Annotated in this window: 16 protein-coding genes; 4 read left to right on the top strand and 12 right to left on the bottom strand. The window is 46.2% G+C overall.

The features are described from left to right. Positions 1-198 precede the first annotated feature (198 nt). Positions 199-780 carry a hypothetical protein gene (locus ACYRYG_RS07745; protein WP_460197943.1) on the bottom strand — a complete coding sequence of 194 codons (582 nt, stop codon included), beginning with the start codon at positions 778-780 and terminating at the stop codon, positions 199-201. A 215-nt stretch (positions 781-995) separates the two neighbouring features. Between ACYRYG_RS07745 and ACYRYG_RS07740 the strand changes: the two genes are divergently transcribed. Both ACYRYG_RS07740 and ACYRYG_RS07735 read left to right on the top strand, forming a co-directional pair. After that, a complete protein-coding gene (locus tag ACYRYG_RS07740) occupies positions 996-1580 on the top strand; it encodes a hypothetical protein (RefSeq protein ID WP_293424090.1) in 585 nt (194 codons plus the stop codon). Between the two features lie 3 nt (positions 1581-1583). Then, entirely contained in the window at positions 1584-2462 is an 879-nt protein-coding gene (locus ACYRYG_RS07735; protein ID WP_460197942.1) for an agmatine deiminase family protein, read from the top strand. Between the two features lie 307 nt (positions 2463-2769). Here ACYRYG_RS07735 and ACYRYG_RS07730 read toward each other — a convergent pair whose 3' ends face one another. The 10 genes from ACYRYG_RS07730 to ACYRYG_RS07685 form a co-directional block, all read right to left on the bottom strand. Continuing rightward, positions 2770-3651, bottom strand: a complete 882-nt coding sequence (locus tag ACYRYG_RS07730) for a hypothetical protein (protein WP_460197941.1) — start codon at positions 3649-3651, stop codon at positions 2770-2772. A 152-nt stretch (positions 3652-3803) separates the two neighbouring features. Then, positions 3804-4142: a DUF234 domain-containing protein gene (locus tag ACYRYG_RS07725; protein WP_460197940.1), complete on the bottom strand. Its 339-nt coding sequence runs from the start codon at positions 4140-4142 to the stop codon at positions 3804-3806. A gap of 368 nt (positions 4143-4510) precedes the next feature. Continuing rightward, complete coding sequence (locus tag ACYRYG_RS07720; protein ID WP_460197939.1) at positions 4511-5386, bottom strand: ATP-binding protein; 876 nt, start codon at positions 5384-5386, stop codon at positions 4511-4513. Positions 5387-5560: 174 nt separating this feature from the next. Beyond that, entirely contained in the window at positions 5561-7039 is a 1479-nt protein-coding gene (locus tag ACYRYG_RS07715) for an MFS transporter (protein WP_460197938.1), read from the bottom strand. A 49-nt stretch (positions 7040-7088) separates the two neighbouring features. Further along, a complete protein-coding gene (gene kduI / locus ACYRYG_RS07710; RefSeq protein WP_460197937.1) occupies positions 7089-8000 on the bottom strand; it encodes a 5-dehydro-4-deoxy-D-glucuronate isomerase in 912 nt (303 codons plus the stop codon). Between the two features lie 26 nt (positions 8001-8026). Next, entirely contained in the window at positions 8027-9445 is a 1419-nt protein-coding gene (locus tag ACYRYG_RS07705) for a PTS galactitol transporter subunit IIC (RefSeq protein ID WP_460197936.1), read from the bottom strand. Between the two features lie 305 nt (positions 9446-9750). Beyond that, the gene (locus tag ACYRYG_RS07700; protein WP_293424100.1) at positions 9751-12225 is read right to left on the bottom strand and encodes a bifunctional UDP-N-acetylmuramoyl-tripeptide:D-alanyl-D-alanine ligase/alanine racemase; all 2475 of its coding nucleotides are present in this window, start codon (positions 12223-12225) and stop codon (positions 9751-9753) included. Between the two features lie 15 nt (positions 12226-12240). After that, positions 12241-13089: a GSCFA domain-containing protein gene (locus tag ACYRYG_RS07695; RefSeq protein ID WP_293418254.1), complete on the bottom strand. Its 849-nt coding sequence runs from the start codon at positions 13087-13089 to the stop codon at positions 12241-12243. A gap of 78 nt (positions 13090-13167) precedes the next feature. Next, on the bottom strand, positions 13168-13647 hold the full coding sequence (locus tag ACYRYG_RS07690) for an NUDIX hydrolase (protein WP_293424846.1): 480 nt from the start codon (positions 13645-13647) through the stop codon (positions 13168-13170). Then, positions 13647-16169 (bottom strand): YfhO family protein, encoded by a 2523-nt coding sequence (locus ACYRYG_RS07685; RefSeq protein ID WP_460197935.1) that lies wholly within the window; start codon positions 16167-16169, stop codon positions 13647-13649. Before ACYRYG_RS07685 ends, ACYRYG_RS07690 begins: the two co-directional genes overlap by 1 nt. Before the next feature lie 222 nt (positions 16170-16391). On the opposite strand from ACYRYG_RS07685, the gene ACYRYG_RS07680 reads away from it, so the two are divergent. Continuing rightward, positions 16392-17093, top strand: coding sequence for a 5'-methylthioadenosine/adenosylhomocysteine nucleosidase (locus ACYRYG_RS07680; protein ID WP_293424102.1), 702 nt, complete (start codon positions 16392-16394; stop codon positions 17091-17093). A 66-nt stretch (positions 17094-17159) separates the two neighbouring features. Beyond that, positions 17160-17639, top strand: a complete 480-nt coding sequence (locus ACYRYG_RS07675) for an S-ribosylhomocysteine lyase (RefSeq protein ID WP_293418260.1) — start codon at positions 17160-17162, stop codon at positions 17637-17639. 40 nt (positions 17640-17679) lie between these two features. Here the strand turns inward: ACYRYG_RS07675 and ACYRYG_RS07670 are convergent, their stop codons facing one another. Then, complete coding sequence (locus tag ACYRYG_RS07670; protein WP_293418262.1) at positions 17680-18411, bottom strand: porin family protein; 732 nt, start codon at positions 18409-18411, stop codon at positions 17680-17682. Positions 18412-18451 lie beyond the last annotated feature (40 nt).

The raw sequence follows: 18451 nt of genomic DNA, 5'->3' as shown, positions 1-18451 counted from the left end.
TGCCTACCCTACATTACTATATACCAAAAAGGGACAAAGTCTATTCAACATCCCCCTAAAAAAAGTATAATTATCCATAATATCAAACCTAAAGGGTCATACTTAATCCGTCTTCTACGTCCCATAACTTCCTTGTTTTAAATTTCAAATCTCATTTTTACTATTTTACACATAGTAATTATAAATATGATTCTCTGTTTAGAAATCATTCAAAATGTTTGATTCATGTATAATACTATTAGTTGCATCCGAGAATTCTGCATGAGTTGACCAATCATAAGGATAACTGCTCATAAACGCATCCTGCATCATATAGCAATATATGCTTCCCAGCATTGTCTTGACTGTGAAAGTAGGATGATCCTCATGATCCACACCATCCGTAATATTTTCTACACCATATTTGATTGTCAGCAAGGATTTCAAATTATCCAATTCTGTTCTGGCACCGTCTGAAGTCATGGAATCAAAATAAACTTTTGCACCATATACCACCTTAGCCCCGACATCATAGTAGACCGCTACATTTCCGGTCTTTCCAGCAAAGACACCCTTGAATAAACGAGTTCCAACAGGGAGTTGCCTATTTAACATGGTCTGCACATGGAAACCTTTTGCAACCAGTTTCTTTTGAAACTGTTCAATAGTGCCAGCTAATGGAATACCTGCAAATTTCATGTGTTTTGTTTGAGCTTGTACCGACAACGTAAGAAACAGTAAAAACAAAACAAGAATCGTTTGCCTCTTCATCATCTTATCCTTAAAATTATTCATGCTCATAGTTATTAGTTTTATATCCTTATTTCCGATTTAATCCACTGCCAAACGTTATGTTCAATCACAAAGATAATCAATTTTATACAATTAATCACATTTAGCTCACTTTTTATTACAATCATCTGTTTGGGGGAACATAATAGAACATTTTCAAAAGAAATGACTATATTTGCATCATCGATGCACTATAACGAAATAATCAGATAAAGAAAAAAGATATGGTTAGAAAAACATTATCATCAGCTTTAACAGAGTTTGTTCCTCACGATACGATAGATGAACTCACGGCAGAATTTCGGAGCATTGCACAGTCAGTATTTAGCGGTTACTTCCGTGTGAACAATGAATATGAAATTCATCCGGTAGACATAGAATTTTACTTTCACGACGAGAACGGAAGTGTCAAAGAAGAAAGAATGTACCACAAGGGAAATCTTCCCTTTTTTAAGTTAGGTACACTCTGTCCCAATGCATCAGGTGTAGACGTGACCTTTGAAAAAAATGAAGGTTCCCTTAAATATCGTGCCTCATTTCTGATCCGAGGATATAAATACATCAGTCTGACCAATAAGGAAACTTATGTCAATTATGATGGAAAGTCAGGCTATCACTCCCGTTATATATGGGATGATCTATTCGGAAATGCTTCTTTTTTAGGGAATGGTCTTTCTATAATCTGGGTAAACAGTCTGTCTGCATTCAGCGGAAATATAATTGAAAGCAAAAGGGTAAATATCCAAGCCTATAATACAAAAGAAGGTGACAGGCCCTGGCGTTTTTCTATAGATCCTCAACAGAAATAGCTCATGTTCCAAGAGCAGTACAAGGATACTGTTTATTTCTCCGATACCCTGAAAGCAGATTATCCTGCCGTCTATCAAAAAATAACAGCTCTATTAGATAAAAATCATGTTTGCCATAGTTTTCTGAAGGGTACTGAAGATTATTGGTGCCGTGACTATATGCCTGTACAATGCGGATATAACCAATTCATACAGTTTCGCTATCACCCGGATTATCTTGAAAAGGTTAGAGACAAGGAAACCTCTACAAAAACTGCTATAACACTATCGGTTAAAGCCACAGGAGTTTCCCCGAAAGTTTCCACCCTCATCGCAGATGGTGGAAATTTTACGGCCAGTGTCACTCGACAAGGTCAACCGGCTATTGTAATGCGTAATAAGATTTTCTCGGAAAATCAACAGAAAAGTCATAAAGAAATCCTTTCAGAGTTACATGAATTATTTCATGACACTAAGATAATCTTTCTCCCTTGGAAACCCAACGTCTCAGGCGATGAATGTGGACATACCGATGGAATCCTTCGTCCTATCAGCGATGGCAAGATTTTAGTAGACCTTGATATCTATCCCAAGAAGATGGCTCGGGATATGCGCACAGTACTGGAAAAAGACTTCGAATTGGTAGACCTTGACTGTACGGAAGATGGCGGTTGGGCATACATCAATATGCTTCAGACACGTGACATCATTATTGTTCCCGGGTTAGGAATACCCTCTGATGAGAAGGCGTTCAACCAAATCAAGTCACTTTACCCTTCCTATGCAGAACATATCTATCAAGTAAATATAGGAAAGATTGTATCAAAATGGAATGGAGCCCTCAACTGTCTGTCATGGACCGTAGGGCACGATCGTTCCGCTACCATGATAAGAGACAGTTGACAGGGTCCAATCCCTTTTTGTCTTTTTTCCTTCCAGTTCACCATTCATTGCCGTTTGCGGAATCATTACTCATTTTTCCGCTTTCAGCGTTGGGCGTTGTAAATGGGAATATAGCTGGAAACCTTTCACAATAAGATTCCGTGAATTTGCACTTGCCTGTTGAAGTCACCAATTCACCATGTTCTGTCCTTTATCAAGAATCAAAAAATCTTGATATTTGGTCAAATTCCTATTTCTTCAGTTAGACATCGGGTAAAGATCAAATAAGAGTGAAAGAGGCAGAAATATCACAGAAAGATTGATTGATTTATTCTTTCAATAAAGCATTGACTATTTTATCGAAGTCCGTTTCTTTTTTGAATGCCTTAGCAGTAAATTGCTGACCTCTATAAGAAACTTTTCTGCCATTTTTACCATTATATATCGGTCTATGAATAAGACGTCCTTCCTTTTCGAGCATATCCCAAATTTTATTACCTATAAGATTCTTCCATAATGCTTCTGAACGAGATACAACAAATAATACATTTTCTTTACTCATAGCAATGTACTCTACTAAGCTTTTGGTGAATAATTGAGAAGGAAGTAAAGCTTTATGTGGCATCTGTTTAAATTTAGAAGAAGAATACCCGAAATATTGTAAAATAGCAATATTCCCATAAATTTTATCCTTGGCTGAATCATCCTCTTCTACACCTAATTTCCCTTGTGCTTCTTTTCTAAACTTTTCAAATATGTCATACCAATACCAATCGCCTATCATACAGTCAGCATTCCGGTAACTGGTTTGTGGATCTGTTGATGGTATATTCCTTTCACAGATAAAAGAATCAACTGCAAGATTTAACTGATTAAGCTTTTGCTGATTCACTTGTTTCATTAAGTCAACCTTTAAATTTTGAGCAACAAGCCTGTTTACTCGATCCATATATCCAGGATTAAGACTTAAGATAATGACTTTTGCCCGTAAAGGATTTCCAACAAAAGGCTCTGGTGGAATCTCAAGATGTAATTTATATTCATTATCCTTTACTTTTTCATTAAACTCCTTAATAATAGGCAGATCTTCTTTTAGTAACCATACTGCATTAGGGTCAAAAAGAACTGTAGTATTTGCGTTAACATAATTACAAGGTTTTTCTCCACAAAGCCTCCAAGGATTTTTCTCAAGAATTTCTTGTTCAGTCATATTAAACTTATTAAAAGGGTATACCAAGACTACCACAAAGATAATGAAAAAAGCAATAACAAAAATCAGAAATAGAAGGTTTTTTCGTATGGTTGTCCGAAAAAACATGCTATTCAACTATCCTCTTTCTTATAGGAGCTTCTATCTCCTATCTACATCTCTTCCAGAGAAAGGCAGCCGATCCGTACGTCACGGCCCTTGAAGATCTTGCTCTGCATGACACCGGCCTTTTCCTCCAAAAGTGAAGGGATATATTTCTTGCGCTGTCTTTTCACTTCCCAGGCATTAATATTGCCTTCTGAGTCTTCCGTGACGATATCTATCTCCTCCGGATCACGGCTCTGAGGCAACCACCAGCCACCGATATCGACATAGTTCTGACTCTCCATGAACTTCTGACGGAACCAGCGTTCCAAAGCAAAACCGGAAAAGACAGGATAATCGTTCTTGATGATTGTACCAAGCATCTTGAAGTTGCCTATCTCTATCAAAGAACGATCTCTCTCCTAAAAAATTATCATCCAGTTATTTTATCATCGTAAATTTTATGGCCATAAAATTTACGACAAATATAATAAAAAGAATAACACCGAACAAGTTCTTCCATAAGAATATAAAAGCAAGACAAGGAAAAACGCCTCTAATGCTTACTAATGTTTCATCATCACACGTAACATTCCAGTTTCGGTATTATATTCTATCTGAACATCAGAATTCATCTAATACAGAACCGTCTATTTCTTTTTTTATCATTTCCGCAATAAAAATATTATCCTCTATGATTGTCATTCAAGAAGATGTCGCTAACTTTGCAAAAGTTATCCACTTAAAATATGTAAAAATGGCAAATGAATATCTATTAAGATTTTAAGTTTTCTATTATTTCCCAATAACCTCCGTATGTTTTTGAACCAACACGACGGATACGTTTTGTTTCTTTCAACATTTTAATACACTTTTGGACATAACTGCGTGAATAACCTAACAGGGAAGCCAACTCCGGATAGGTCAGCAATGGATTGGCTTTCAATGCATTAAATATTTTGTCCAAGGCTGTTGAATTACCAGTTAGATTACCAGTTAGATTACTAGTTAGATTGCTGGAATCTAACACTCCTTCTTTCTCAACATTTAGGATTACCTCATTTCCAAAGCCTTCATGCACGGGTATGTCCATTAAGAAATAAGTACGGTCATCATCTGTTTCGATGCTTGCACGAGGTGATCCGTTGTTCTTCAGTTCTTTCTGAATAGTGGGAATGCCAGTTCCACGTCCTTCAGACATATCTAGCTCCTTTAAGAAATCTCCCAAACGGCGATTTCTGTATCTCCTTGATTTTAGCTTCCTGCACTCTTTGATAGCCAGAGCCGATATAGAACGATCCGGGCCAGAGAAACTAAGAATACTAACACCTTCTGGCTCGATAGTGATTTCAACAGGCTCACTTTCTTGATAGTCTCGATGGTACATAGCATTTACCACAGCTTCTTCAAGTGCCTGATAAGGGTAATTGAAAAAACGATATGAGTGCAAATCTTTCTTAGGCTTAATCACTTGTTCCTGAATGACGACAGATTGAATATAATCCATTGCTTTCGTGATGATCTCTGGCACCGAGCCTTTAAATGTACGTTCCGTAAAGCGATTAGGATTGTCCTCTTTGCCCTCGGGGAAAATTACCACATCAATCTGCGTGTAGGGGAAGAATTTCTCAGGATGAGTAGAGAACATCATGGCAGCGACATTTTAATTTTCCGCATTTATTCAAATGCAGGTTCATTATCCAGCAAATCCAAGTATTTGTATTCTGCTGATCATAAAAAATCCCGAAGGAGAGCAAAAACGGTTGCTCACCTTCGGGAAGGAATCAATCAACATACCGGTATTCTCCATACCGGAACGGATCAATTATTCGTCTGTTACAATAGGTTTGTATTTCGGTACGAGGGTCTTCATGATTGCCCAGCCTATCAGATAAGCTACGGCACAGATGCAGAAGATAATCATATACCCGGCTGGCTTGCCTGAGAAACCGAGGAAAGTAAAAGCTGACCCGGCATTCTCTGCATAGGTAAAGAGTTCACCTGACCCTGTATTGATCAGCCACGAGCCTATACCTCCCGCCATGGTACCGATACCGGTAATCGTGGCTACCGTACTGGTAGGGAACATATCGCCGATAGTTGAAAAGAGGTTGGCAGACCATGCCTGGTGTCCTGCACCGGCGAGGCCGATGATGATTGCCGGCCACCATGCCGGGTCAATAGGACTGGCTTTCCAGGAAGCCAAAGGTTGTGCAAAGAGAGCCAGCAGAGGGAAGAAAGCAAAGATCAGCATGGCGAGCATACGTCCGCGATAAGCTCCCATCCCCTTCTTCTCCACGAAGAATTTCGGCAGATAGCCACCGAAAATAGAGATCACCGTCACGATAAGGTAGAGCACAAAGATCAGCATCTTGCCCATCGTGGTGTTAGATCCATAATTGAACTGGTCTGAGAAATATGCAGGTGCCCAGAACAGATAAAACCACCATACCCCATCCGTCATGAATTTGCCGGCAATGAAAGACCAGGTCTGACGATAGCGGAAACATTTGAGGAAAGGAATCGTCTTTTCCTCTTTCTTTGCTCCCTTCGCAGTTGTCTGACTGGCATCCTCCTGATCCTGGTTAATATAAGTCAGTTCTGCTTCATTTACATGCTTACTATCTTTAGGACGGTCATAAACGAATACCCACAGAGCCATCCAGATAAAACCCAGTCCACCGATGATGATGAAAGCCATCTCCCAGCCGAGATGTTCAGCCAGGACAGGGATCGTGACCGGTGCCGCCAGGGCTCCGATAGACGCCCCGCTGTTAAAGATCGCCGTAGCAAACGCCCGGTCTTTCTTCGGAAAATATTCGGCCGTCACCTTGATGGCTGAAGGGAAGTTGCCGGACTCTCCCATGGCGAGCACCGCCCTGCAGAAAAGGAAGAGGTAGACAGAGACCGTGGAGATGGACAACGCCAACTCCGATCCAGCTTTCACGGCACGCAGGGCTGCCAATGATGGAACCCCCACGATATGCATGGTCGCCCATCCGCAGGCAGCGTGCATACAGGCACCCACAGACCAAATGCCGATGGCGGTAAGATACCCCTTCTTCGTCCCTAACTTGTCAATAAACTTACCTGCAAAAAGGCAAAAGAACGCATAGAGAATAGAGAAAATCCCTGTTACCACGCCATAATCGGCATCCGTCCAGTGAAATTCCGGAGCGATGAAATCCTTCCACGTCAGTGACAATACCTGACGGTCCATGTAATTGACCGTTGTGGCAAAGAAGAGCATGGAACAGATCACCCACCGATAATTGGTTTTCTTAGTAGTTTGAACAGAACTCATAGTTTAAGGTTTGTTTTGGTTAGTTGAGTTATGATGATCTCTCCGGCTTCTATTTGAGGTCAGAGATCTTGACGACCTGCATATCGGTATAGATCAGGTTCTCTCCCGCCATTCCCCAGATAAAGGTATAGTTGGACGTTCCTGCCCCACAATGGATACTCCATTGAGGAGAGATGACAGCCTGCTCATTCTTGACCCAGATGGGACGTGTCTCCTGCGGTTCTCCCATAATATGAAGGACCTGCTGGCCCTCTGGGATCTTATAATAGAAATAGGTCTCCATGCGACGGAGGTGGGTATGAGCCGGCATCGTGTTCCATACAGAGCCTTCCTTCAATTCCGTGATGCCCATCTGCAACTGGCACGTATGTACGCCGGCCACACCGTCAATGATCATCTGGTGGATCACCCGGTCATTGCTGCCAGCCAGAGAGCCAGCTTTGATATTATGAGCCTCCTTCAACGTCACCTTCCTGATCGGATAAGCCTTCTGTGCACAAGCACTGTTCAGATAGAACTTGGCCGGATGAGCAGCATCCTTACTGGAAACGGTAATCTGATAAGAACCACGGCCGATATAAAGGGCTTCCTGAAAGGCGAGGGGATAATCCTTGCCGTCAACGGTCACCACACCGTCACCACCGATATTAATGATACCCAGTTCACGATTATCCAACAGGTTCTTTGTATCCAACGGGGCAATGGAAGCCAGCTCCAGGGGAGCATCCACCGGCTCAGCACCGCCGACGAGGAAACGGTCATAAAGGGAATAGGTCCAGTTGACCTCTCCCGGTGCCATCACCTTCTGGATCAGGAATTCCTTACGCAGGCGCTCAGTATCATAATGCTTCGCGTCCCGGGGATTGCTGGCCCAGCGGACTTCATAATGTGTGTAAGCATTCTGCGCCATTCCCCAACCGGCGATCAGGCACAGCAATAATGTCAAAATCGATTTCTTCATTCTACCATGATATTTAATATTCTCTGTTATTCTATAGGAGCAGAAGGATTCCCTCCAGCCTTCTCCTCAGCATCAATGGCTGCGGCAGCGACCTTCTCATCCTTGAGGATCTGATGGCGGTTGTACAGCATCATGACGATGACCAGGACAACCAGGATTACCGGTCCGACAACCTTCACATAACAAGTGAGTTTATAGATCACCCATCCGATCAGGGAAGAGGCGAAGTCCATACTTCCGGCGAAGAAACCTTTCGGCACGCTCGTTGCCGGATCCTGTGTCGCCTTGAACACTGAATTGGCAGCCATGGTAAAATCAGGAGCCATATCCGTGACGAACCACAAGCCGACGAGCAAAGCCACGACCCCTACGATATAACTCTTCAGCACATTCCCCTTCGTATAAGGAAGCATGATGGGGAAAAGATAAAACAGACCTGCCAGAGAAGCCAGTGGCAGGAATTGATTACCGGGCAGAATAACCGAGATAATCAAATAGGTAGGAATCAACAGCAAGGTACAGACCAACGCAGTGGGATGGCCGATGACCAAAGCAGGGCTCATACCGATATGGATCTTCTTCCCGTGGAAACGCTTGGCGACCACCTCCTTGGTCTTATCCGAGATTGGCATCAGGCCATCGATAAAGAGTTTGGTGATACGTGGAATCAGTTCCATCACTGCTCCCATCGTAATCCCCAGGAAGAGGATCTTCTTCACGCTCATGTGGGCGACGAGGCCTATGAGTGCTCCTACGATCACACCGAGCACCAGTGGCTCGCCCAACACACCAAATTTCTTCTTCAGGCCTTCTGCATCAATGTCGAGTTTGTTGAATCCCGGGATTTTATCCAACAGCCAGTCGATGGCCAATGTGAAAGGCAAGAAACTCTGGCAGAAAGGCTGCGGGATAGAGATGCCGTCGAGATGATAGTATTTCTGAAACTTATCGGCCGTCAGGTCTGCCATGACCAGGGTGATGATATAGCAGACAATAGCTGCAAAATATCCCCATGCCAGACTCTTCCCCATGCAGAAGTAAGCCACTGCACCGATAAAAGCAAAATGCCAATAGTTCCACAGGTCGATGTTGACGGTCCGTGTGGTCTTGGTGATCAGCATCAGGAAATTCACACCCAGGCAGATCGGGATGATCAACGCACCTACTGCCGTACTGTAAGCGACAGAAGCAGCCGCAGGCCATCCCATGTCAAAGACCTTCAGCTTAAGATGGTAAATCTGAGACATCATGGTCAGCGGGTCACTGAAGTTTTTCGTCAGCAGAGCCGTTACAATACCCAATCCTACAAACCCAACACCGACATAGAGACCTGACAACAGGGCCTTGCCGAATTTCATGCCTATACACAGTCCGATGATCGTAAAGATAATAGGCATCATTACGCTCGCACCGAGACTAATGATATAGCTAAATACTTGTTCCATAAATACCGTTTAAGTTCTAGTTTGTTAATTTAGCAGGTTTTTAAGTGCATCGTATGCAAAGATACACTTTTTTTCCTAAAAATCAATACGTTTCGCTTTAAACTTTTACGCAAAGGATTACATCAAGATCCGGGGGCAACCCTTTCTTCTTCAGTCCCTTTTTATCTGCGGGAACGGCCCAACCAGAATAAAACCGGTCCTTATCTATCCCCCCTGAGACCAAGAAATAAAAAGCGGAAGAACAAATCTGTTTCGCTCTCCCGCCTATAACTAATCAATCTATCTTTAATCTCTATTCTCAAAGGTCAGTCGTGGAAATAAACCCGCTTGACCCGGCTGCTGATCGTAGTCATCACCTCGTATGGAATAGTATCCAACGCGTCACTCAGCACGGTTACGGGGAGGTCATCACCGAAGATCTCCACACTGTCTCCTTCCTTGCAGGCGATGCCGGTAACATCAATCATCGCCACATCCATACAGATATTTCCTACGTACAAAGCCTTATGGCCGTTAACCAGGCAATAGCAATGACGGTTGCCCAGATGCCGGTTCAGTCCGTCTGCATACCCGATAGGAATGGCAGCGATGACACTATCGCGCTCCAGGATGGTCTTGCGGCTGTATCCGACACTCTCTCCAGCAGGCACCTTCCGCATCTGCAGGATCGTCGTCTTCAGGGTAGAAACATTATGGATCGGTTTATTTGTACGAGGATCGATGCCATAGAGGCCCAATCCCAGACGACACATATCCAACTGTCGTTCGGGGAAATGCTCGATGCCGGCAGAGTTATCAATATGACGGATGATCTTATGACTGAAAGCCGACTGCAGTTTTTTACTGGCCGTGTCGAAGAGTTTAAACTGCATGGCGCTGAAGTTATCGAAATCATCGCTGTCCGAGCCCACGAAGTGGGAGAACACCGAACGGGGAATAACCGCATTCTGATGTTTCAGACGGTCAATCAGTTTATCCATGTCTTCCTCCGGGTTGAATCCCAGACGGTGCATGCCCGTATCAATCTTGATATGTACCGGGAAGCCCGTGATCCCCTCCTTCTCAGCAGCCTTGACGAGAGCTTCAAGCAGGCGGAACGAATAGACTTCCGGTTCCAGGTCATAATCGAACATTGTCTTGAATGCCGACATCTCCGGATTCATGATCATGATATTTGAAGTGATCCCGTTCTTGCGGAGGATGACTCCTTCATCAGCCACCGCCACTGCCAGATAGTCCACACGGTGATCCTCCAGTGTCTTGGCAATCTCCACAGCTCCTGCGCCATAGGCATCCGCCTTGATCATACATACTAGTTTTGTTTCCGGCTTCATGAGTGAGCGGTAGTAATTGAGGTTCTTCACCACCGCATCCAGATTGACCTCCAGCACCGTCTCATGCACTTTCTTCGCCAACAGTTCCGTGAGTTGGTCAAAGCCGAATTTCCGGGCACCCTTGATCAGGATCACCTCATCCTGGAGGGAAGCGAACACTTCACTATGAATAAACTGTGCGACAGTGGTGAAGAAGAATTTCTCCGGTACACGGATCTCGTCTGCCTGCTGACACAGATCCGGTCCGATCCCGACAAATTTTTGCACTCCTCTCTTCACGGCCAGACCGGAGACCTCACGATAGAGTTCTTCAGGAGGCAGTCCACTCTGATAGATATCACTGAGGATCAATGTCCGGCGGCGTCCTTTCTGGTCCGGCCGGCGGCTCATAAAGTCCAGCGCGATTCCCAGCGAGTTGATGTCTGAATTATAACTGTCATTGATCAGTGTGCACCCATGCTGACCCTCAACTACTTCCATACGCATGGCCACAGGCTCCAACTTTGCCATACGTTCCTGGAGGACCTCCGCCTTCAATCCCAATTGAGAAGCCACGGCCGCACAGATGATGGAATTAGTTATCGAAGCATCATCTATATAAGGCAGGACATACTGTATTTTCTCCCCTTTGAAAGAGCAGATAACCGTAGCTGACTCAGCCTCCTTATGAACAGCACTGACATACATCGGAGCTTTCTTGTCCTTCATTGACCAATAGAGTTTCTCCCCCTTGAAATCACTCTTCCGGACGATCCCGTCAATGATCTCATCATCTTCATTGTACACAATGACAGGAGCATCATGGAAGAGGATCATCTTCTCCCGGCATTTCTCCTCCATGGAAGAGAAATTCTCCTGATGGGCAGCACCCAGATTAGTCAACACTGCGATCGTGGGCTGGATAATATCCCGCAAGGCAAGCATCTCTCCCGGTTTACTGATCCCCGCCTCAAAGATACCGACCTGTGTATCCTCATTCATCAGCCATATCGAAAGGGGAACGCCGATCTGGGAATTATAGCTCCTCGGGCTGCGTGTCACAAACAGGTCCGGAGACATCAACTGGTAAAGCCATTCCTTGACCATTGTCTTCCCATTGGATCCTGTAATCCCGACAATAGGGATATTAAACTCATCACGATGGCGCTCTGCCAGCCGCTGCAGAGCTTCAAGCGGTGACAGCACCTTCAGGAAATTAGCCTCCGGGAATGTCTGGACATAGTTTGCCGGCACCTCTTTCACCACAAAGTTCCGGACCCCACGGCGATAGAGTTCGGGAATATAGCGATGCCCATCATTACGGCCAGATTTCAAGGCAAAGAAAAGCGTCTCTTCAGGGAAGCACAACGAACGGCTGTCCGTGAGGATGAATCCGATGTTCGCATCTTTCTCCCCATAACGGCGTGCGCCGATGAGAGTGGTTACTTTTTCAATAGTATATGTCATTGTAACAATAAATTATTATTCAAAGGTTTTACAATTTTGCGCAAAGTTAGGGTATTTTTTTGAAAGCGCGTTTACTTTTAACCTTGTTTTGTGCAAGAATTCCTGATAGTCCTCAGACTCCGGATGGAACGGCCGGTGCGCCAGGGCCCGCCTGAGCGGTCCCCATTCCGCCAGGAACTCGCGCGTGGCTTTCCCGAAATACCTGTCGTCGAATTTTTCCCATATATAATCGACCGCCTGATCACTCGGATGCAGCATGTCACGGTCATAAAACCGGTAATCACGCAGTTCATCGTTCAGGATTTCATACGCCGGGAAATAGCTCACCCGCTCAGGATAATGGCCTTTCAACTGTTCGGCAGCCAGCAGGAGGACCGCCTTGGAGAGTGCGCTCCCGTGATAGCCATACTTAGCATACCGGATAGGACTGACCGTAATGATCACTCTCACCGCCGGATCATCCTCCTCCAACCGTTCCACTGCCTTACCCAGATATTCTGCACACTGGCTGATGGTCAACTCCTCTTCACGGAACCAGTCCTGCGGTCTTTTCCGGCAATTGTCGACGATCTCACCTGTCTTTTTCAGCACATAGACATGATTCGTGCCGAGCGTGAACACAGCCACATGTGGGGCTGACGCTTCTGCGGTGGTCCGGATATGATCCGACCACTGCTCCACCGTATGAAGAATACTCACAGGATTGTACATCACGCCGAAAGGATTCACTACAGCCCGGAATTTCTCTTCCTGGAAGCGCTTCCCCAGTCGGTCTGCAAAGCAAGATCCGACAAAAATCATTGACTCACAAGGGGGGATTTCAAAATCAGCCTTGTCTGTTTCCACAACCGTCCTAAAATCCATTATTCATCCTCTTTTTACTCTTTTCCTAAACCGTCCCACTGCAGACTTCTCCCACAGCACAGACCGTAACGGATCATCTCAACGGGACTTCTTTCCTCCCGAGCATTGTCCGTTCTCTCCCTCATCCTCCTGCCTGCGCCGAAGGGCCGCGCGGAGGATGGAAGCATGGTCAAAGGCCAACTCCGGGAGAGCGTTCAGGTTGAACCATTCCGCCTCTCCGGCATCATCAGCGCCCTGTACCTTCCCCTCCGTATCCTGAGAAGTATAATAAGCGATCGTCACCACCCGCTCCCGGGGGTCACGGTCCACCTGCGAAAAAGCTCCCACCTGCTTCAGGTCACCTTCCATGACCTCCAGGCCGGTCTCCTCCCGCAGTTCCCTACAGGCAGCTGCCGAAGCGGTCTCATCCATATTCATAAATCCTCCAGGGAAAGCCCAGCACCCCTGGAAAGGAGGATTTTTCCGCTTTACGAGGAGGATCTGCTCCTCATCACCTGTTCCGGCGAACACCAGACAATCGGCAGTAACCGAAGGATGAGGATAACGATAAGTATACATCATTTCAAACTTTTGTCAGCCAGTGCCTCAACGTCCCTGGCTTTCTTTTTCCGGTATTCCAGGACGCCACCCAGAACGATGAGCAATACGAGAAGGAAGTATCCCACATAAGCCACCGTCTCTGTTTTGGCAATGGAGGAAGGATGGAAATCAAGTACGATCTGGTGATGTCCGGGGCTCACGTTCAATGCACGTAGGACATAGTCGGCACGCCCTAAGACAGCAGGCTGCCCGTCAACGGTGGCTGTCCATCCCGGATAATAAATCTCGGAGAAGACCAGGATTCCCCCCTTGTCTGAATGGACATCATAAGTAAGGTGATTCGGTTCATAAGAGGTGAGTTTGGCGATAGAGAGCGTATCCTGGGTCTTGCTCTCCCCCAGTTGGGTTCTGAACCGCGCGTCAGCGACGGCCTGATGACGAAGATTGATCCTGCCCAGGCGTTCAATCTCCTGGTTGGCATTATCCACATAGCCAACATGATCCACGAACCAAGCATTGCCATAGACATAAGGGTTCTGAAGAGGAACGGTCTGGTTATTCTGTAACGGAAGGATGAAGTATTTCGCATTCAGCATATTGAGAACCGGGAAGACCGAGTCACCTGCAACCTTTGTCATATCGCCATTGGCCGCAGCAATCGCCTTCATGCTCTTCTGCATTTCCGGCGCGATATAAGCATCTATCAGATCCTGATAGCGACGGAGCTTGGCAGCATGATACCCTCCTATACTTTCATGATAATAGGATGTCTCATTCTCATTAAAGGTGTTGGAGGCAAAGTTGAGTACACGGTAGTCGAGGCTCTTGTCCTGGAGAATCTGCTTATCCGTTGCCGTCATGGGCTGAGGCAGGTCACGCTGGGTTTTCTCCACAAACATATTATCATTCAGGTAACGCTTGTTGACAAGCCACATATCTCCCAGGCAGAGCACGGTTATAGCCGCGATCATATAGGAAGCCTTCAGTTTCTTCGCCCTGAAGAGCATCAGGATGGCGGTACCGATCACGATGATCCAGAAAGAGCGCCAGCAATCTGAAGTAAAGATCGACTTACGGATCTCCGTAAGATTACTGAGCAGCGGCCCAAGGTACTGCTGCGGGATCTGCCGCAGTGACTGCATCTCCTGACCGGAGACGAAATTGAAGAAGGTCCCGGGCAACAAGGCGAACAACAGGCAGAAACCAGCCGTCAGTCCAAAACTGGCATATACAAATTTGATCTTTGTCTTCAGTATTTCCGGATGATCCACAATTTCCTTTAAGGCCATCACCGCCAGTAACGGAATGGTAAACTCCGCAATGACCAGGATAGAGGCCACCGTCCGGAACTTGGAATACATCGGGATATAATCGATGAAGAAATTAGTAAGAGGCATGAAATTATGTCCCCACGACAACAGGATGGAAAGGACGGTCGCCGCGAACAGGGCCCATTTCATAGGACCCTTGACGATAAACAGCCCCAGGATGAAGAGCATGAGAACAAAGGCCCCGACATATACCGGTCCCGAGGTTCCCGGCTGATCCCCCCAGTATTGTCCCATCTGCTGGTAAATCTGCATAAACTGAGGGTCCGCTTTCTCCATGGCCTTCTGGTTCTGGGCCAGGGGTACTGATGCTCCTCCCTTCGCATTCGGGACCAGAAGCGTCCAGGTCTCGCCGATGCCATAGCTCCACTGGGTGATATAATCCCGGTCTAGACCGCTCTTGGTCTGATTGGACGCATTCTTCTTCACCAACTCACTCTTTCCTCTCATACTCAACTGGCCATACTGGTAGGTATGATAGAGGTTAGGGAGGTTGATGCAGACCGCTATGGCTGCACCCACGAGGCATACGCCCGTAGCCTTGAGGAACTGCAGCATCTTCTTCTCCTTGATCGCCTGAGCCAGAAAAGCAATAATCATGAAGAGGATGATGAAGAGATAATAATAAGTCATCTGCACATGATTGGCCTTGATCTCAAAAGCCGCGAAGATAGCCGTCAGGATCAGTCCCCACAGGTATTTCCCCCGGTAAGAGAGTACGATGCCCGCTATCATCGGTGGCAGATAGGCCAAAGCCATCACCTTCCACAGATGCCCTGCGGCAATAATAATAAAGAAATAACTGGAGAAAGCCCATATCACGGCGCCCAGTACGGACAACGATCGTCGGAAGTCAAAGGCCCGCAGCAGGATATAAAAGCCCAGGAGGTAAGCAAACACATACCAGACATTCTCCGGCAGCCACAGATGATAAAGTTGGATGGCCTGGTCCAGGATGCCATCCGACTTATAGGACGGAGCCATCTGGTAGGTAGGCATCCCCCCGAAAATGGAGTTGGTCCAGCGTGTGGTCTTGCCCGTCCTGTCGCGGTAATGATTGATTTCCATGCCTGCACCCCTTCCAGCCTGTGAATCCTCACGGTAAAGGATGCGACCGTCCATATCGGCAGGCATAAAGTAAACGAAGGAGATTAAAGCGAAAACGACGACTACCAGAATCTCTGGCAGATACCTCTTCAAATAAGTTTTCATTCTATAAACAGGTTTACGTTCTTTTTCAGGGGAACAGGCCTCTTCAAGACACCAATTCCAATGTGCAAAGTTAATAAAAGTTTGTCGTTTAATGTTTAGAGATTAGTGATTTTTTAGTAACTTTGCTTCAAAATTGCATAAAAACAGCAGCGGAGCCGGAGAGAGGGGGCTTCCTCTTCCCTCCAGCGGGAGGCAACGATCTGCTTTTAAAGGAAACAGGTGATGAGAACAGGTATTATTGTAGCGATGGACAAGGAGTTCACCCAACTTGAAACACTCCTGGAGGACAAGACCACGGAGGAGTTTGACCATCAGGATTTTATTACCGGGACCATCGGTGACAAGGAGGTCATTCTCCAGCAATGTGGCATCGGCAAGGTTAACTCTGCGATCGGCACCGTGGAGATGATCCATCATTATCACCCGGACCTGATCCTTTCTACGGGATGTGCTGGAGGGGCGGACATCCGTCTCGCGCCTCTGGATATTGTCGCCGCCACCGAATGCGCCTATCATGATGCCTATTGCGGGAATGAGGTAGAATACGGGCAGATCATGGGAATGCCTGCCAGATATAGGGCCCCTGCCCGTCTCATCGAAAAGGCCCTGGCCCTGAATGACGTGGATGATCACGGCACCAGAATTCATGTTAAAGCCGGACTGACCGTCAGTGGAGAATGGTTTGTAGATACAAAGGAGAAGATGCAGTCGATCTTGAGGAAATTCCCCGAGGCCCTGGCCGTAGACATGGAGAGCTGCAGCATCGCACAGACCTGTCATATCTACCAGACTCCCTTTCTCTCCTTCCGTATTATCAGTGACATCCCGTTGAAGGATGAGAAGGCGACCCAGTATTTTGACTTCTGGAACCGTCTGGCAAACGGCAGCTTCCAGGCAACTAAAAGTTTCCTGGAAAGATTATAAGCATTTTCTTCTGATCAAATGGAACACGGTAAAAGAGCAAGTGTTCCCCAAACAAAAAAAACAAATATGAAAAAGATAACCAGTTTTACCATTAATCACAATCAACTTCTCCGCGGTATCTACGTCAGTCGTAAGGATAGCGTCGGGGCAGCTATCGTAACGACCTTTGACATCCGCATGAAAGAGCCCAATCGGGAACCTGTCCTTCATGCCGGCGCCAGTCATACCATCGAGCATCTCGGCGCGACCTTCCTGCGCAATGACCCGGAATGGAAAGACAGGGTCCTCTATTGGGGGCCGATGGGTTGCCTGACCGGTTTTTACTGCATACTGAAAGGAGACCTGGAAAGCAAGGACATCATCAGCCTGATGCAGCGAACTTTCCAGTTTATCGCTGATTTCGAAGGTGAAATTCCCGGTGCCAGGCCAAAAGACTGTGGCAACTACCTCCTTCATGACCTGCCGATGGCCAAATGGGAGTCACGGAAATTCCTGACGGAAATTCTCAGAGACATCCGCCCGGAGAACCTCATCTATCCGGAATGATCCGGATGGACGGCTCCCCCTACGGGCGCCCTGCCAGCTCCTACAAGTTAAATTTATAACCTGCGGAGAAGAGGAAGACTTCATTGCGATGATGGCCACCGGACTTATAGACATTCCTCAATCCGATATTATATCTGGCGTCAAGCACAACATTCATATATTCGTAAGACAGACCTACGGGAATGGAGAAATCGGTAGCCTTCAACTGATCCTTCACATCAGTCTTATACTCATGGTCCTTCAGCAGATTACCGTCCGTATCCTTGGCGTACGTACGTTGTATCCCAGACTCATCCTTTGTCTCCGTATATTCCGTATAGGTATAATAAGATTTGGCATTCACCCGGAAGCCCATCTGCAGACCACCCTGAAGGGCCAGACCCTGGGAGAGATACCAGTGCACCATCACCGGGACATTCACATATCCCACGTTGACATGACAGTCGGAAGCCCCACTAAAATGAGTGCTCCCCTGATTGTCTGTGATACTTTCAATATCCTTATACTTGCACCCCTGAAGAGCATATTGTGCCCCCGCAGAGACGGCCAGGCTCCCTGCCACCTGATACTGGAAATCCAGGCCAGCCATATAGGCAGGTTTAAACTGAGGATCCCGAATATCTCCCGAGAAGGGAAGTTTTAAGGTCTCACTGCTTAAATTAGTGATACTCACCCCTACCCGGGGAATAATGGAAAAGGTCCCCGCTTCCGGTTGGGCTTTCATCGACAGAACCGAAACGAGGATTGTCAACATGAATAAAAGACGTTTCATAAGCTATAATTGTTATTCACCTTACCCTATCGGAAGCGGC

This window comes from Segatella asaccharophila (assembly GCF_054687055.1).
The sequence above is the reverse complement of the archived record's forward strand: the minus strand, read 5'-3'. Positions and strand labels throughout refer to the sequence as shown.

Bases quoted from the DNA above. Each gene is read 5' to 3' on its own strand.
- ACYRYG_RS07740 (WP_293424090.1), top strand. From the start codon at position 996: ATGGTTAGAAAAACATTATCATCAGCTTTAACAGAGTTTGTTCCTCAC.
- ACYRYG_RS07670 (WP_293418262.1), bottom strand. From the start codon at position 18,411: ATGAAACGTCTTTTATTCATGTTGACAATCCTCGTTTCGGTTCTGTCG.
- ACYRYG_RS07690 (WP_293424846.1), bottom strand. From the start codon at position 13,647: ATGTATACTTATCGTTATCCTCATCCTTCGGTTACTGCCGATTGTCTG.
- ACYRYG_RS07680 (WP_293424102.1), top strand. From the start codon at position 16,392: ATGAGAACAGGTATTATTGTAGCGATGGACAAGGAGTTCACCCAACTT.
- ACYRYG_RS07705 (WP_460197936.1), bottom strand. From the start codon at position 9,445: ATGGAACAAGTATTTAGCTATATCATTAGTCTCGGTGCGAGCGTAATG.
- ACYRYG_RS07730 (WP_460197941.1), bottom strand. From the start codon at position 3,651: ATGACTGAACAAGAAATTCTTGAGAAAAATCCTTGGAGGCTTTGTGGA.
- ACYRYG_RS07720 (WP_460197939.1), bottom strand. From the start codon at position 5,386: ATGATGTTCTCTACTCATCCTGAGAAATTCTTCCCCTACACGCAGATT.
- ACYRYG_RS07745 (WP_460197943.1), bottom strand. From the start codon at position 780: ATGAGCATGAATAATTTTAAGGATAAGATGATGAAGAGGCAAACGATT.
- ACYRYG_RS07695 (WP_293418254.1), bottom strand. From the start codon at position 13,089: ATGGATTTTAGGACGGTTGTGGAAACAGACAAGGCTGATTTTGAAATC.
- ACYRYG_RS07700 (WP_293424100.1), bottom strand. From the start codon at position 12,225: ATGACATATACTATTGAAAAAGTAACCACTCTCATCGGCGCACGCCGT.
- kduI (WP_460197937.1), bottom strand. From the start codon at position 8,000: ATGAAGAAATCGATTTTGACATTATTGCTGTGCCTGATCGCCGGTTGG.
- ACYRYG_RS07735 (WP_460197942.1), top strand. From the start codon at position 1,584: ATGTTCCAAGAGCAGTACAAGGATACTGTTTATTTCTCCGATACCCTG.
- ACYRYG_RS07675 (WP_293418260.1), top strand. From the start codon at position 17,160: ATGAAAAAGATAACCAGTTTTACCATTAATCACAATCAACTTCTCCGC.
- ACYRYG_RS07715 (WP_460197938.1), bottom strand. From the start codon at position 7,039: ATGAGTTCTGTTCAAACTACTAAGAAAACCAATTATCGGTGGGTGATC.
- ACYRYG_RS07685 (WP_460197935.1), bottom strand. From the start codon at position 16,169: ATGAAAACTTATTTGAAGAGGTATCTGCCAGAGATTCTGGTAGTCGTC.